This window comes from Nostoc sp. T09, from assembly GCF_002154695.1.
Classification (GTDB): domain Bacteria; phylum Cyanobacteriota; class Cyanobacteriia; order Cyanobacteriales; family Nostocaceae; genus Aulosira.
In genome coordinates this window covers 1-15921 of record NZ_MTAV01000164.1, presented here as the reverse complement: position 1 = coordinate 15921, position 15921 = coordinate 1, and the positions used below count along the sequence as shown (strand labels likewise).

Here is a 15921-nt window from a genome sequence, read left to right as displayed (position 1 = left end):
CAGCTTATGCCCTGAGAGCTTTTTTTACTTAACTTCCAACTTTTCAAACATCCTCTAAGGACATATTCCAGGGTAAGAAATCAGAAAATTTCTAGATATTAACTCAAACAGAAGTTATATCTTGTTGCAATTTGTCGTGTTCTCTCTGTGCAATATCATAGGTATGTCCATCACTCATGCATACTTGATACTTGCCTTCTTGGAAACCAAATATACCTAAGAAACCTGGGTCTTCTTTTTGTACTTCTACTATTTCAGAAATTGCCGCAGGATTAATCTCAACTCGATGACCATCTGTCGTTTTCACATTGATAGTCTTCATACAGCCATCCCCCTTGATGTCATGTAGTAGAATTCATTATCAATGACTTGATAGTTAAAGATGAGAATCTAATACAATATTTAACTTAAACAAGCATAATTACTTAACAACTTAGAAACTACAAAATTTAGCGATCGCTAACAGCCTCACTAAGCATAATATAAATTACTAATGCAAAGCAGGTTAAGTGTATGGTGGGCATTGCCCACCATATCCTAGTTCTGATTGGGCATTGCCCTATGTATATTTCAAAAATCAGATAGAAATTACTATTAAATTAATTCAATTACGCTTTTGTCAAAGTATAAATTTCTAAATCCCGTAGCAAACGGCGATGTGGTTGAATCAATTCTCCTGAACGCACCACCCATACTGGAACTAGTTTTTGTTTAGCTACTAATTGCTGACCGAGAGAGTCAAAAAATAAGCAATCACCCTCTACTAACTCTAGTATGGAAATATCTGCAACTGAACCAACTTGTAAAGTCCCAATTTCTGCTTCAGCCTTTAAAACACGCGCTGGGTTAATTGTGACAGTAGCGATCGCATTTTCTAAATCTAATCCCAAAGCCATGAGTTTTGAAAGCGCACCACACAGGCTGTAGTTCAAATGCGAGTCATCGTGAACGCGATTAAAGTCACCGTGAACGTCACTACTAACAGTGTGAGGTAATACTCCTTGTTCCATCATCCGCCGAGCAATATCAAAGCTAAATTGTAGCCCGTGTCCTAAATCTAAAAGTACACCTCGCTCAATTGCTGCAATTAGCCACTTGGGAACTGTGGTACGTGTTCCCATTACCCCATCTGGTTGACAACTATAGCAGTGACCGATGACATCTCCCGGCTTCATGTAGGACAATACATTTTCTACGATTTTTTCGGGGTTAGGTCGGTTTGCTGCAACTACAGGAAATAATTCTCCTGTGTGAATATATAAAGGTAAATTAGTGCGATCGCCTAGTTTACGAGCTAATTCTAAAACCCCCATACCCCAGCGAGATATAGTTCCTGATTCTGCATGAGCTTTAAAGCCACGGACAATCTGTGGATTTTCTATAGCTAACTGTATTAGTGGATCTATATCTACTTTTTGCGGATTTTCTAAACCTGATTCGCTATCTCCTAGAGCTTGTGCTGCTAAATGGTTAACTAAAGGAAAGCAACGTACATCCGTTTTGGCTTGCTCAACAACGTTGGATTTAAAGCCTGGAAAAGTGAAAGCGCTACTGCTACCTTGATCGATAACTGTAGTGACACCAGCATTTATTCCAACGTCATCAGCAGATAATCCAAAAGTAGTAATCCACTCGTAAACATGAACGTGTAGATCGATAAATTTAGGACAAATTAGATAACCTTTAGCTGCTATCGTCTGTTTAGCTTTGTATGCAGGTAAATGATGAGAAATTGCCACAATTCTACCGTTATTGATAGCAATATCAAAATTTCCATTTAGAGATTGGCTAGGGTCGATAACCCAACCATTTGTGATGACTAAATCGTATAAATTTAAATTGGTATTCATAAGACCTCACAGGAGTTAAAACACTCCATTTTGTTGAACTGAGGCGGCTTAATAAATTAGTTCTTAATTCTCAGTATAAATAAAATTACTGGCGACGGAGGCAATTACTAGAGTTAGCAAGCACAACAATTTATTTATTAGATAAGTCGAGGAATTGACAAATACATTACTCGCTTCTCTGATATTTGTTTCAGAGGCGTGAGGGCTTATGCAGTTTTCGCGTCTTGATACCATATCTGTTGTAAAGGCACGGCATCCACAGACTTTTGGGAAAACAGACAATCTATCAATGCTGTGCCCCTACAATAACATTGTCATCCGAAACAATCGCATTGCAGGTCGATGCATTAACATAACAAGCCGATGCGATCGCATTGCATGTCGATGCATTAACATAACAAGCCGATACAATCGTATTGCAGGTCGATGCATTAATATAACAAGCCGATGCGATCGCATTGCAGGTCGATGCATTAACATAACAAGCCGATGCGATCGCATTGCAGACCGATGCAACTCAATTACAGGTCAATGCGATCGCATAAGCGATTTTAGCCAGCAATCTCTTTCAAAGCGTGCAACACTCGCTCTATTTCCTCGACTGTGTTGTAGTGTGTTAGTCCAATCCGCACTAAGCCACCAGTAGCTTCTACGCCTAACTTTTCAGTCACACCGATCGCGTAAAAATGACCATGCCAAGAAAATATACCGCGATCGCCTAATGCTTTGGCAACACTTTCGGGGCTTTGTCCTGCTAGCCTGAATGCAACTGTTGGTGTCCGCGAAGTAAAACGCTCTTGGTTGGTAATGCCATAGAAGCTTAAACCAGGAATCGCCAACAATCCCGGAATAAGTTTGTGGCTCAATTCTCTTTCATATTGTTGAATTGCTGACATTGCTGCTACCAAAGCAGCACGGCGACTGTGATAAGCAGATGTAATTGAAGGTGTTGCTTGTTCTGGTGAGGTGAGGAAACTGGGACAGTGGAATTTCTCTAAGCCTTCCTTATCAGCTTCGATTAAAGCGGAAATTAACTCGCTGTCAACTGAAGGTGAGACATGACAACCGAGTTTTGTTAAATAGTTAATCGCCGCTACCACTCCAGCTAAACCTTCAAAATTCAAAGTTCCTGTTTCCCAACGCGCTGGCGCATCATCAGGAGCAGGTCTGACTTTATATGGAGTTAAACTGGCAAGATGTTCGCGTTTGCCATACAAAATCCCAACGTGGGGGCCGAAGAATTTGTAAGCGGAACAGGCCAAAAAATCACAACCCAACGCGTGAACATTAATAGGAGCGTGAGGCACGTAGTGGACTGCATCAACAAATACCCAAGCACCAACAGCATGGGCGAGGCGCACTACGGCGGGTATATCATTAATTGTCCCCACTGCGTTAGAGGCATAGCCAACTGCTACTAATTTTGTGCGTGGATTAATTTGCCGTTCCAGTTCACCCATATCTAAGGTGCAATCTTCGGTGTTGAAATCCACAACCCGAACAATTACACCCTTTTCTTCTAATGCATACCAAGGGGAAACATTGGCGTAATGGTCAAGCCGCGTCACAATAATTTCATCACCTGCTTGCAGTTCCCGACCAATAGCGCGACTTAAGCTGAAGGTCAGGGTGGTCATGTTAGCACCGAATACCACCTCATCACTGTGACATCCGAGTAAATCGGCACTAGCAGCACGAGCAGCCGTAATCAGGGCATCTGTACGCACACTTGTGGCAAAAGCTCCGTGAGAATTGGCATTTGACCTCACCAAATAGTCACTGATGGCATCGAGTACTGCTCCTGGTGTTTGAGTACCACCAGGGCCATCGCAAAAAATTACAGGTTCACCGTTGATTGTTTGTGTGAGTGCGGGAAACTGGGCGCGTATCCATTTCAAGTCAAGGTGCTGCATAATCATCTCCTGGGTTGATAGTCGAATGGCGCTCAGATGATCCGACACAGGGAGGCGAGGAGAATTAGTCTGAAAAATTTTCCGCGTTTACCTAAACTTTTAACTTAGTGCCATTCGTTGATAGTGCCTTACCTAATTGTTAAAACAATGCCAAAAATCGTATTGGGCATTTATGGGTTTTTACAGGCAAGTTATGCTGCACAAGTTAACACAAAAATTTTGTTTCTACACTTGTGCTTGCCTCGGTATCGCCACACTTTTAAGAATATTCATTGGCCCATGTTCTTTGAGAATTTGCATTTGTTCCTGATTTCGCACTAGTAAAGCACCTGCAAAGCCTAATGAATTTACAGAAATTGCCGCGAATTCTTCTTGCGATCGCGGTACAATTAACATCCATTCTCGCGTAGCTAAAAAATTGTAAGCACCAGATTGTTTATTACTGTTAACTGCGGTTATACCTACGGCAGTTAGTAAGGCGTGATAGAGTTCCAAAGTTGTTTGCGCTGCTGTAAGTGGCGACTCTGCCCAATCGGGATTTAGTTGTGCAAAAGCGTGTGTAAAAGGTAACCCTGGTATAGTTGCAATAGCACCTTGAAATTCTGCTTCTGCTAACAAAGGCTCAATGGGTATTGCTGCTTCTGAGGTTGTTAGTGGTAATGGTACAACCTGCAAATGCTTGTGTCGCTGGCTAGCACCTGCAACTTGACCACCGTTGTAAAATGCCAAACCATCGTATTCAGCTAAACAAGCCCACATGGCGGCAAAATCTTCTAGAGTCAGTAAGCTTTCCTGTTCTTCAAAGGTGCGAGTAACAATCAACAGATGATAGTCAACAACGTTGAACTTATTTAAGAGACAGACATGAGTCTCAGAAATATCTGCTACAAATAAATCCTCATCGTAAGGTAAGAACGGATTAAAATCCTTGCCTAATAAGGCAGTTTGTTGAGCCTGTTTCTGCTTGGCTGCATCCTTGCGCACAAGATTTGACAAAATCCGAACCAAAAAGCTCACACCACCCTGCTCAACAAACTCAAACTCCGTCGGTATCGACAGTAAGGCTCCGCATTTCCAAGCGGATTCAGTACGTTCTATGACACTTTTCCATAACGTGCCAGGTTGCAACAATATTTTTCCTTGTGTCATATCTTTTCCTTGAGGCTCGGTGAAATATTTTAGCAGGAAGAGCAATGTTCCTCAGCCCTGTACTGCTTTTATACCAATGATAGATTGACTGAGCCTGAAAATAGCCACCAGAGAGTGGTGCTGAAAAAAACTGTTCGTGTATGTACCTAACCAATGTCGTCCTCATAACTAATACGGGGGTATGAGGGCAGGCTTTATTTATTGAGTCATTCTATTTATAGAGGCTGTTGACCAATTTTCCTATTCCCAGTAACCAGTACCACAGTGCGTAGACGCAAAGCGGCTTGTCGTGAGACATCGCTGCTAGCTATTGAATGTAAAGTACTACAGGATAATTCGCTCATGCCTATAAGCGTAAAAACTGATTCCATTACCGAAGCTTGGAGGACACTGGAAAACTCAATTATTTTCTATAGGAAACGCCCAATTGGCACAGTAGCGGCTCGTGACTGCCAAAGAGCCGCGCTTAACTATGACCAGTGCTTTGTTCGCGACTTTATCACTTCAGGTCTGCTTTTTCTCACGCAAGGAAAAACAGAGATTGTTCGCAATTTTTTAATAGAAACTCTAGCCTTGCAAAGCCACGAAAAGCAAATGGACTTTTTTAAGCCAGGCCCAGGATTGATGCCAGCGAGTTTTAAAGTGGATATTGTGGATGGGAAGCAAGTTTTAATCGCTGATTTTGGTGAACATGCCATTGCCAGAGTCCCACCAGTCGATTCTTGTTTGTGGTGGATTATTTTGCTACGGGCATATGTGAAAGCGACAAAAGATATTTCTTTAGCTTATCAGCCAGAATTTCAACAGGGTATCAAGCTAATTTTGGATTTCTGCTTAGTGCATCGATTTGCCATGTACCCAACAATGTTAGTTCCAGACGGTGCTTTTATGATTGACCGTCGCATGGGAGTCTATGGCAATCCCTTAGAAATTCAGGTGCTATTTTATGCAGCTTTAGTAGCAGCGAGTGAGTTGCTTTTACCGGATGATAGTGGCGTTCATCTTGATACAATAAATCGACGCTTGGCAGCCCTTGAATACCACGTCAAAGAATATTATTGGATAGATATCAATCGCTTAAATGAGATTTACCGCTATCAAGGCGAAGAATTTGGTAAGGAAGTTGCGAATAAGTTCAATATTTATCCAGAGTCTATTCCTAATTGGTTAACCGAATGGCTACCAGAAACTGGGGGCTATCTGGCAGGAAATTTGGGACCTTCACAGTTAGATTTTCGCTTCTTTGCTTTGGGAAACTTGATGGCAATTCTGGTTTCCTTAGCGAGTGAGGAAGAATCCCAAAAGATTATGAATCTCGTAGAACAACGCTGGGATGACTTGATTGGCTCTATGCCGATGAAAATTTGTTTTCCGGCCCTAGAAGGTCTAGAGTGGAAAATTGTTACTGGCTCAGACCCAAAAAACAGAGCCTGGTCTTACCATAATGGGGGTAATTGGCCTGTATTACTTTGGTTGCTGGTAGCTGCGGCTCTCAAAACAGGTAGGGTAGAGCTTGCTAACAAAGCCATTGATGTAGCTCAAAGCCGCCTCAGCCAAGACGAATGGCCAGAATACTATGATGGTAAAAACGGGCGATTAATTGGAAAAGAAGCGAGAAAATATCAAACTTGGACTATCTCTGGGTTCTTAATGGCAAAAGAGCTAGTAGCCAATCCGGCTCATTTAAACTTAATTAGTTTTGAGAAAGACCCTGATATGATTACCTGCGTAAACTAAATAGCTAATCTAAATCGGGTTCAACACCAAGCGCTTTTAATTGCGCGATTAATCTTTCTGTGCGTTGCCTTTCCTGTTCAGCGCGCTGTCTTTCCTGGTCTGCTCGTTGCCTTTCTTGTTGTGTAGAAGTTAATATCCAGTTACCTGTGCGATCGTACCAGCGTAACCAAGGCTGTTCTACATCTTGATAGCTTCCTTGCCAGACACCCAAGCCTAATTGTAATTCTGGTATCCAGAAGCGGGACTCAGGTAGTGCTACCTCAACATAACTACTACCATCAAGCTTAAACATTCTGAATTCATATTTATAACGATCAAATACAGCGTAGTAAGGAACGCGCAGAATCCGCTCATACACTTCCCATTTTCCTGGTGGTTGCTCGATATTGCGTAATGTCTGCCCTAAGTCTTCCTCTTCGGTACTAGGAGAAAGCAACTCAACCACAATAAAAGGATCGATTCCCTCTTGCCAAATTACATAACTTAAGCGTAAATCCCGTTGTTCGTAAAGACGAGAAACACCCAAAACAGCAAACCAATCTGGTCGCTTGTACCACAGTGGATGGCGCGGGTCATAATAAAGATTCAAATCGCTAGCAACAAAAATTTGGTCGCTTGGGTAATTTGGTGGACGAAAAGTTTCGTCTAACAAACGAGGTTGCAATAAATGAAACTGATCTGGCAAACCAGGTTCCTCTGGATCTTCACTAGGAAGATCATACATTGTAGGTAATACTTCTTTAGGGGAACGTGGTGGATCAGTTTGATACATTGTGAACCAATTCTGACGATATGAAGCTTAGTTCTATTATGTAACTTAGCAGAACATTACGCAAATCAGACACAAATGTAATTAACGAAAATCTACATTCTTGTGCATTTAAAATATTACAATTCAACACAAATCTATACTTGAGTATCCAAAGGAAACACCTATATTAAATGGTAAGCTTCAATTATTTTTAGTATATTTTTGTTTGTAGCGATAAACAAATTATTCCAGTTTACTTAAAAAATTACCTACTCTTGAAGCTTAAGTAGGGTGGGCAATGCCCACCGTATTTACTTATTCATATCAACAGATAAAATTTTAAGTAGGATATGTGATACTAGAAGATTTATTTAAAATCTTACACATCACTACTGAAATATAATGGTAAGTCTGCTACGCAATTTATAATTTATTTTATAGACATATTTTAGATAATAAGATACTAATATAACTTCCGCACAATTAAAATCGCAACAAATTCCCAATAGTACAAACAAGAGTACGAAAGAGATTTTGCTTAAGTAATTACCAAGAGTTCAAAGCTTGTTCCCTAAAAAACAGGTTCGTTTTATAACGAGCAAAAAACATGTACTTAAAATAACAAAAAATGGAACTTATATTTTTAACAAAACATCATTGACAATAGAGAAAAGAGTATTTACAAGCGATATATTTCCCAGGATACGATATTTATTTAATATCCCAGATATCTGAGAAAATTACTAATGCTGGTATCTATACTCGTAGTCAAAATCTCTAACAGGCGCGAGTGTTATGGTGGAATGGATAATTGGCTTGGTAGCAAACAATGCTGTAGGATTTCTTGTCAAGGCTATTCTCAATGAAGACTTTGCTAAAGAGATAGCTAAGGACTATGCTAAAGACTTTTTTAAAAGCCGCTTGAAAAACTTTGCGACAATATTTCAGCAAGCACCAATTCAGCAAGCTGTCGCTAAAGCGCTTCAAGAATTTCTGCAACAGGTTGAAGAAGAGTTAAAGTTTCGGAAGCTTGCTGATGACGATATCAATAAATTTAATCAACCTCTGAAGCAATTTATTTACAACCAGTCTGTTAAGGAAATCTTGGGTCAGGCTTTTGATACAAATTGTGATGAGCTAGATTACCAAACTCTAGAAAGTATTTGGCAAGATCTGAATCTACCTAATTTACCAGCTAAGTTTAATTGGCAATTGGTAACGGATCGTTATTTAAGAAAATGCCACCAAATTATTTCTGAGTCAGAAGATTTACGAGAGTTACTAAATACACGTAATTTCACAGCCATCCAGAAAAATACTCAAGAAACAGCCGGAATCATTGCTAATTTTGACTTACGTCAATATCAAGAAGCAATTCGTGAGCGCTATGTTAATTTAAAATTAGATAGTTTAGATACCAGCGGTTATGCTTATAACGAACTGAGATTATGGAGCCTATTTATTCCTCCTAATGTGCGAGAAGTTCACCAAGTATTACCCCAAGCTTACGAACTACCTAAAGAACATTTGCGGCGGCTGCAAGAAAGTAACCAAGTAGAAGCAGAAGAATTTAATCTAGAAGAGTTAGAACAATACAAACGAGTTTATCTTGAACAACCAATACGTTCGGTGTTGGATATTGTCATTCAGCCGCAAACTCATAAATATGTAGTCATATTAGGCGATCCTGGTTCTGGCAAGTCTACTTTATTGCAATACCTAGCGTTAGATTGGGTAGAAAAAACTCTCGATCGACTCAGTAAACCGGGATTTTCTTTACTACCAATTCCATTACTAATTGAGTTACGCGCTTATATCAGAAATTACGATGATGGACATTGCAAAGATTTCTTAGAATTTTTCCATCAAAGTCCGGGTGCAATTTCTCATCTCAATCAGCATCAATTGCAGGCACAGCTAAAGGCTGGTAATGCGTTGGTGATGTTTGATGGTTTAGATGAGGTGTTTAATCCTGGTAAACGTGAGGATGTAATTACAGCTATTCATCGTTTTACTAATGAGTATCCTAATGTACAGGTAATTGTAACTTCTCGTGTGATTGGGTACAAGCCACAACGTTTACGAGATGCACAATTCCGTCACTTTATGCTGCAAGATTTAAACAATGAGCAAATTCAAGATTTTCTCAACCGCTGGCATGATTTAGCTTTCAAGGATGAGGCTGATAAATTGAGAAAAAAAGAAAGATTGCAAAGAGCGATTAATATATCAAAAGCTATTGCTGAATTGGCAGTTAATCCTCTACTGCTGACTATGATGGCAATTCTCAATCGTAACCAGGAGCTACCTAGAGATAGAGCAGAACTTTATAAAAAAGCTTCAGAGTTATTGCTATATAAATGGGATGTAGAACGTGCTTTAGTAAATGAACGGCATCTTCTTATAACCATTGATTATCAGGATAAACAGGCAATGCTGCGCCAGGTTGCATATTATATGCAAACCAATAAAAAAGGGTTAACTGGTAATTTAATTAGTGCCAGTAATTTAGAAAAAATTTTTATTGAATATTTGAAAAATATTGAAGTCAGTAACGCCAGAGATAAAGCAAAGCGGTTGATTATCCAATTGCGGACTCGCAACTTTATGTTATGTTTTTTGGGCGCGGATTACTATGCTTTTGTGCATCGTACTTTTTTGGAATATTTCTGTGCTTGGGAGCTTGTCTGGCAGTTTAAAGAAACGCAAACTTTGCAACTTGAAGAATTTAAAAATGAAGTATTTGGCAAACACTGGCAAGATGAAAGTTGGCATGAAGTATTACGGCTGATTGCGGGAATGATTGAGCCAGGATTTGTGGGTACAGTTATTGAGTACTTAATCTGTCAACAAGGTGAGGAGGAAAAGTTTAGTAACATATTTTTAGCTGCTAAATGCCTAGCAGAAGTGAGAAAGCGCTTAGTAATTGCAGCAACTGCCAATAAATTACTTGAGCAATTAAAAGATTTAACTAAATATGACCTTTGGTACTATTACGACCACTTATTTGATGATGAAGAAATTAAAGTAGTTGCGGAAATTCGCACCCAAGCAGTTGCCGCAGTTGCAACTACTTGGAAAGATGACGTGAAGATAAAATCTTGGTTAAAAGACCACGCTACTGTTGATGAAAGTTGGCATGTGCGACGTGCTGCTGTGGAAGAATTAGCACGCAATTTTCAAGATGACACTGAGATCATCCGCTTTCTCAAAGACTGCGCCACTTTTGATCAAAGTTGGAATGTGCGACGTGTAGCCGTGGAAGAATTAGCACGGAACTTCAAAAATGATACTGACACCATTTGCTTCCTGAAAGACCGTGCTATTGTTGATGAGGATTCAGATGTGCGGCGTACTGCCGTGGAAGAATTAGCACGAAACTTTAAAAATCATACCAGCACCATCAGGATTCTGCAAAACTGCGCGATCGCAGATGAGGATGCGGATGTGCGATGTGCTGCTGTGAAAGAATTGGTGCTGTACTTTCAAGATGACACTCAGACCATCAGGATTCTGCAAGATTTGGCGATCGCAGATGAAGATTCGGATGTGCGATGTACCGCTGTGGCAGAATTGGCGCATCACTTTCAAGATGATACCGACACTATCGGCATTCTACAAGACCACGCTACTGTTGATGATGACGCAGATGTGCGACGTACCGCAGTGCAAGCATTAGCACGCAATTTTCCAAATCATGCTGACACCCTCAGCATCCTCAAAAACCGAACCACTTTTGATGATGATGCAGAGGTGCGACGTACTGCCGTAGAAGAATTAGCATATAACTTTAAAGATCGTGCCGACACCATAGGCTTTCTCAAATCCTGCGCTACGGCTGATGAGAGTTGGCTGGTGCGACAAGCTGCAATCCAAGCAGTAGCGCGCAACTTTCAAGATGATGCTAATAGTATCCACTTCTTGAAATATCTTGCGATTGCTGATGAGAGTTGGCATGTGCGACGTACAGTCGTGGAAGAAATAGCGCGCAATTTTCCAGATCACGCCGACACCATAGACTTTCTCAAAGACAGCGCCATTGCTGATGATGATTCGGATGTACGACAAGCCGCAGTGCAAGTATTCGCACGCAACTTCAAAGATAATTATGGCACCATAGACTTTCTCAAATGCCGTGCCACTGTTGATGAAGATGCGGATGTGCGAGGTACAGTCGTAGAAGAATTAGCGCGCAATTTCCAAGATCACAGCGAAAGCATCAGCTTGCTCAAAGACCGCGCTACTGCTGATCGTAGTTGGAATGTGCGACGTATCGCCGTGGAAGAATTAGCGCGCAACTTTCACAATGACACCAATATTATCGGCTTGCTGAAAGACCTAGCTACTGCTGACAGTAATCACTATGTACGACGTGCATCTGTGCAAGCATTGGCGCGTAACTTCAAAGATAATGCCGATATTTTTAGCTTTCTCAAAGATCATGCTACTAACGATAATCATTGGAATGTGCGACGTACAGCGGTGGAGGAATTAGCACGCAACTTTAAAAATAACACTGACAGCATAGGCTTCCTGAAAGACTGCGCCAGTGCTGATAATAGTTGGCATGTGCGACTTACAGCCGTGCAAGTATTAGCACGCAACTTTAAAAATCAAGCTGGGATGTTTGACGTATTCTACAACTGTGCTGTCAATGATGCCTTTCAGCGTCACAACAGTTGGCAAACCAACCCCCGACGAGTCGCACTGGAGATAATTATTAAACAGTATCCTCATCATCCCCAAACTTTACCATTGCTGCGTGACAGAGCAAATAATGATTCAGATGAGAAACTCAGGGAGTTTGCTCAGAAAAAACTGGCAGAATTAGACCAGTAAATTGAAAAAACAATGACTGTAATTAATTTTGCGTAGTTACTTACCAATGAAAAACCTCTCATCTAAAAATGAGAGGTTTTAAATATTTTATGTATCTTTTTCAAAACGTAATTAGACTTTTGGTGTTTCCAAGCCCCTAAATAAATACGGGGGCTTAATCCAAAATCATCTAGCATAGCGGTACGAAATGCTATTCAAAATCGGATGGAATTTTCTACGGCTCTTATTCTGCTTTTGGTGTAGGAGCAACATTAATAGGCGAGTTATTCTGAATCGATTGTTGAATATTATTCCTTCCCTGCCCATAGATTTGGTTTTGGGAGCAATTGTTACTTCCAGAATATTCACGGTTCTTTTTTGCGGCATTTAAGCAATGAACATAAGCCGCTCGCTCTTGACCGCGCAGTCGTCCTCCCGCATTAGAGCGATTATTATTTCCTTCTGGTAAATTGTAATTCTCTGCCGATACATTAGGGTTACCATTGAAATTATCGTTAGGGTTACCCCGATCTAATTTAGGTTTAGCTAAAACACTTGGTATTGTTAACAAAGAAAAAATCAGAACAATTGAAGCTGCGTACAAACATTTTTTCATAGCTATATGTGCCTAAAATCAATAATTTTTAGACTAGATTATATTAAGCATGACATTTAGATAATAAAATAACTAATGTTGAAAACACTTGAGCTTAGAAAATTTTTCTTACTTAATTAAAGGTGACAGATGTAGCTTAATTTTAAGTAAATATGACAATAATCTATGAAGTTTAAATAAAATTGTAAAACACAAACTTTTCCACTACATAATGACAAATTTAATGCTATTTTCTTGAATAAAATAAATCTCGTTCTCAAAGAATGTTTCTTGCATCTGACATAAATATACAACAAGAATCTTCAACTCTACTATTACAGTGTGGCAGAAATAACTAACCAAATGAAAATAGCTTAAATGCTCATCTTCATTTGGTTCTTCAATTAATTCTGAATCCCGCGTAGCGCACTAGTACCGCTGCGCGGAAGTCAAAAGTCAAAAGAATTGGATTCCGGGCTTTTGCAACATTGTTATGGTCTGTTTATTTACGCCATGCTGTACTAGCCTAATTATCGAAACAGGCTGTTGCAACAGCACTCTTATCTAATTTGCGAACTTACTTGTAGAGACAGGCAATAGGAAAACAGCGTAATAGTGATTAAAATTCAACAGTAGGTCATCTATTGAGAAATCCAACCGAGTTCCTCTAGTAATAAATGCCAATGTTATGGCAGAGAATTATACCCCAGTTTTTTATGTCTGGGCAATGTCCAGCAAATTCCGGCAGATAACATTGCACTAGCAACACAAGCAATTAGGACTACTTGAAAAACATCATTCAAATTAAAAATCATTTTTGTCACCTCATTGTTTGAGCTTGAGTAGGTGGTTCATGTGCGTGTCTATAATTACTCTTTTTTTTTGGATTGGCAAGTTTTTATATCTATTTTTTTTGAAAAAAATAGTGAAAACAATAAATAGAGTATAAATACGGTTAATAATAGTAGCACAAGACACAATTAATTCTTGACAAACAATTGTGCAAAAATTAGTTAACGACCTTTCTCAAGCACTGGATGATAGCAAATCCAACCTATCTTGAACAGCGTTAACATTCCCAAAACAGATGTGCAAGTAATTGTTAGTAATTTACAGCCTATTGCTGTCTTGCCGCAAAACACAGCAAGCTTAAGCACATACAAAAGAATTTTAACTAGCTGAAGTTGGCATTAATGTAGATAGAGTTTTTTACGCTTTAGTTTGGCGATCGCACTCAGTACGCTAGCACGATGTTTAGCAACAACCATCCATTTGAGTAGGCGACTAATCAAGCTTTTGGCAGTAGGGGAGGTAAAAAGCGGTGTGGAGGTTCCCCCTGCTTTATTTGCCGTTGGGTTACACTAAAGCGAAAAGTTTAATGGACTACAGCTTTTGAGCAATATGAAAAGCAGAGATATATGCAAGCTGAAGACTACCTTGAAATTCATCTTCTATCCGTTGTCTCAAGGCTGCAAATAGGGCATCTTTAATTTGTGGGTCTAACTTAAGGTAAGGCGAGTAAGTATTTAAAAGCATTAAATACTCATCAACGGTATAGCTGACTTCAGACGTAATCTGTCTAAATCTTAAGTCGCTAAATTTTCCTGAATCAATTACAAAGCTTCCCAATCCTCTTAAAATATTTTCTTGCGTTTCTTTGTCTTCATATCTATCAAGGAATGGAGCATATAATTGATAAACTTCAGATAATCGTTGATATACTTTATAGCTGGGTTGTAGTTCTTTATTCCACAATAAAATTAAATAACCTCCCGCTTTTAAAGCATTGGCTGCTTTGGTATATCCTACTTCTGGTGATATCCAATGAAAAGAACTTGCTGCTAAGACTGCATCAAATTCAAGAGTATCTAATGCCCACTCTTCAAAAGATGTGTTCTCAATCTTGACATTGGCATAAGGTTGACAATTGTGTTGAGCTAACTGAAAAAAATCTGGGTTGGGTTCTAAACAAATCATAGAAGAACCCAATTGCGCAAACGCAACCGTTGCCGTTGCAGGGCCACATCCCACCTCCAGAATTTTTGACTTAGAGGATAGTTGAGTAACCTCTACAACTTGATTAATTAAATGTTGGGGATAGCGAGGTCTGGCTTTGTTGTAAGCCTCTGCTGCGGGAGAATACCAATTTTTACGCTGTTCTAAGTCTTTGCTGGAATAACTAATGATTGTTTGTTTTAAGTCTTCCATCGATTGTGCTTTAAATAGATGCGTAATATCTATTATCTTGTTTACGGATTTTTGCTCAATGGTGAATCACCATAGTTTGCTAGCAAATCAGCAGGATCGTTGTAGATAGCTTTAGCTTCTGCCAAACTGGAATCGTCAAAGCCGCCACAGCGCAGCGCAATTAAGCCAACTCCAGCCGTACCCGCAGATTTAATATCGTAAGGTGTATCACCAAGCATCAAAACTTGGTTAGGCTCCATCTTAAGCTTACTAAGTGCTGCTTCCACAATATCTGGTGCTGGTTTAGACGTTTCAGCATCGCTTGATGTTGTTGTTTCTTGAACTAAGTCGTCAATCTGAGCAACTTTGAGCAGCACCTCCATTTCTTGATTTGAAGCTGAACTAGCAACAATTAGCCGCAAACCAAGCTGCTGCATATGCTGGAGTAATTCCCTTGAACCATTAGCTGGTGAGAGTTTTGGTGCATAGTTGTTGAGAAATATTTCTTTGCGTCGTTGAGCGATCGCTTTTCCATCGCCTTCTTCATCCGTAAGTCCAGGTACTACTCTTGGTATCAGTTGATCTCCACCCATACCAATTAATGGTCGTACTTGCTCAAACGAGACATCATAACCAAATTCTCTAAATGTATCAACCCAAGATTGAGCGTGAGCATCATTGCTTAAGACAAGCGTCCCATCAATATCTAAAAGCACTGCTTGCAATCCCATCGTCAATTTCCTACTAATATGAATTCAAAATAGCTAATTATTCTATTACCAGGTTGTTAAATCATCGCGCCAGAGAGATAATAGTTGTTTTGCCACTCTAGACAGAGGAAAAATAAAAATATTCGCGTTAAGAGGTTATTTATAAAGTAAAGCTTAAATCGTAGTGGCGTGGCAAGCCTAAAGTTGTGCA

At 39.8% G+C, this 15921-nt stretch carries 11 protein-coding genes; 2 read left to right on the top strand and 9 right to left on the bottom strand.

Annotated features, from left to right (window positions below; genetic code table 11):
• Positions 1-103: 103 nt before the first annotated feature.
• From BV372_RS28225 to BV372_RS28210, 5 genes are all read right to left on the bottom strand, one after another.
• Complete coding sequence (locus BV372_RS28225; RefSeq protein ID WP_086689794.1) at positions 104-322, bottom strand: hypothetical protein; 219 nt, start codon at positions 320-322, stop codon at positions 104-106.
• 286 nt (positions 323-608) lie between these two features.
• Complete coding sequence (locus BV372_RS28220; protein ID WP_086689793.1) at positions 609-1850, bottom strand: amidohydrolase/deacetylase family metallohydrolase; 1242 nt, start codon at positions 1848-1850, stop codon at positions 609-611.
• 300 nt (positions 1851-2150) lie between these two features.
• Positions 2151-2366, bottom strand: a complete 216-nt coding sequence (locus BV372_RS35555) for a hypothetical protein (RefSeq protein ID WP_143845345.1) — start codon at positions 2364-2366, stop codon at positions 2151-2153.
• A gap of 35 nt (positions 2367-2401) precedes the next feature.
• Positions 2402-3763: a cysteine desulfurase-like protein gene (locus tag BV372_RS28215; RefSeq protein WP_086689792.1), complete on the bottom strand. Its 1362-nt coding sequence runs from the start codon at positions 3761-3763 to the stop codon at positions 2402-2404.
• 225 nt (positions 3764-3988) lie between these two features.
• Positions 3989-4912, bottom strand: coding sequence for a phosphorylase (locus tag BV372_RS28210; RefSeq protein WP_086689791.1), 924 nt, complete (start codon positions 4910-4912; stop codon positions 3989-3991).
• 342 nt (positions 4913-5254) lie between these two features.
• Here BV372_RS28210 and BV372_RS28205 point away from each other — a divergent pair, with 342 nt between their 5' ends.
• Positions 5255-6649, top strand: coding sequence for a glycoside hydrolase 100 family protein (locus BV372_RS28205; protein ID WP_086689790.1), 1395 nt, complete (start codon positions 5255-5257; stop codon positions 6647-6649).
• 4 nt (positions 6650-6653) lie between these two features.
• On the opposite strand, the gene BV372_RS28200 is transcribed toward BV372_RS28205, so the two are convergent.
• Positions 6654-7421 (bottom strand): Uma2 family endonuclease, encoded by a 768-nt coding sequence (locus BV372_RS28200; RefSeq protein WP_086689789.1) that lies wholly within the window; start codon positions 7419-7421, stop codon positions 6654-6656.
• A gap of 774 nt (positions 7422-8195) precedes the next feature.
• Between BV372_RS28200 and BV372_RS28195 the strand changes: the two genes are divergently transcribed.
• Positions 8196-12239 carry a HEAT repeat domain-containing protein gene (locus BV372_RS28195; protein WP_086689788.1) on the top strand — a complete coding sequence of 1348 codons (4044 nt, stop codon included), beginning with the start codon at positions 8196-8198 and terminating at the stop codon, positions 12237-12239.
• Positions 12240-12462: 223 nt separating this feature from the next.
• On the opposite strand, the gene BV372_RS28190 is transcribed toward BV372_RS28195, so the two are convergent.
• The 3 genes from BV372_RS28190 to BV372_RS28180 form a co-directional block, all read right to left on the bottom strand.
• Positions 12463-12834 carry a hypothetical protein gene (locus BV372_RS28190; RefSeq protein ID WP_086689787.1) on the bottom strand — a complete coding sequence of 124 codons (372 nt, stop codon included), beginning with the start codon at positions 12832-12834 and terminating at the stop codon, positions 12463-12465.
• Positions 12835-14196: 1362 nt separating this feature from the next.
• Positions 14197-15021 carry a class I SAM-dependent methyltransferase gene (locus tag BV372_RS28185; RefSeq protein ID WP_086689786.1) on the bottom strand — a complete coding sequence of 275 codons (825 nt, stop codon included), beginning with the start codon at positions 15019-15021 and terminating at the stop codon, positions 14197-14199.
• Positions 15022-15062: 41 nt separating this feature from the next.
• Positions 15063-15731, bottom strand: coding sequence for an HAD family hydrolase (locus BV372_RS28180; protein WP_086689785.1), 669 nt, complete (start codon positions 15729-15731; stop codon positions 15063-15065).
• Between the last annotated feature and the right edge of the window lie 190 nt (positions 15732-15921).

Bases quoted from the DNA above. Each gene is read 5' to 3' on its own strand.
- BV372_RS28220 (WP_086689793.1), bottom strand. From the start codon at position 1,850: ATGAATACCAATTTAAATTTATACGATTTAGTCATCACAAATGGTTGG.
- BV372_RS28195 (WP_086689788.1), top strand. From the start codon at position 8,196: ATGGTGGAATGGATAATTGGCTTGGTAGCAAACAATGCTGTAGGATTT.
- BV372_RS28205 (WP_086689790.1), top strand. From the start codon at position 5,255: ATGCCTATAAGCGTAAAAACTGATTCCATTACCGAAGCTTGGAGGACA.
- BV372_RS28180 (WP_086689785.1), bottom strand. From the start codon at position 15,731: ATGGGATTGCAAGCAGTGCTTTTAGATATTGATGGGACGCTTGTCTTA.
- BV372_RS28225 (WP_086689794.1), bottom strand. From the start codon at position 322: ATGAAGACTATCAATGTGAAAACGACAGATGGTCATCGAGTTGAGATT.
- BV372_RS28200 (WP_086689789.1), bottom strand. From the start codon at position 7,421: ATGTATCAAACTGATCCACCACGTTCCCCTAAAGAAGTATTACCTACA.
- BV372_RS28185 (WP_086689786.1), bottom strand. From the start codon at position 15,021: ATGGAAGACTTAAAACAAACAATCATTAGTTATTCCAGCAAAGACTTA.
- BV372_RS28215 (WP_086689792.1), bottom strand. From the start codon at position 3,763: ATGCAGCACCTTGACTTGAAATGGATACGCGCCCAGTTTCCCGCACTC.
- BV372_RS28190 (WP_086689787.1), bottom strand. From the start codon at position 12,834: ATGAAAAAATGTTTGTACGCAGCTTCAATTGTTCTGATTTTTTCTTTG.
- BV372_RS28210 (WP_086689791.1), bottom strand. From the start codon at position 4,912: ATGACACAAGGAAAAATATTGTTGCAACCTGGCACGTTATGGAAAAGT.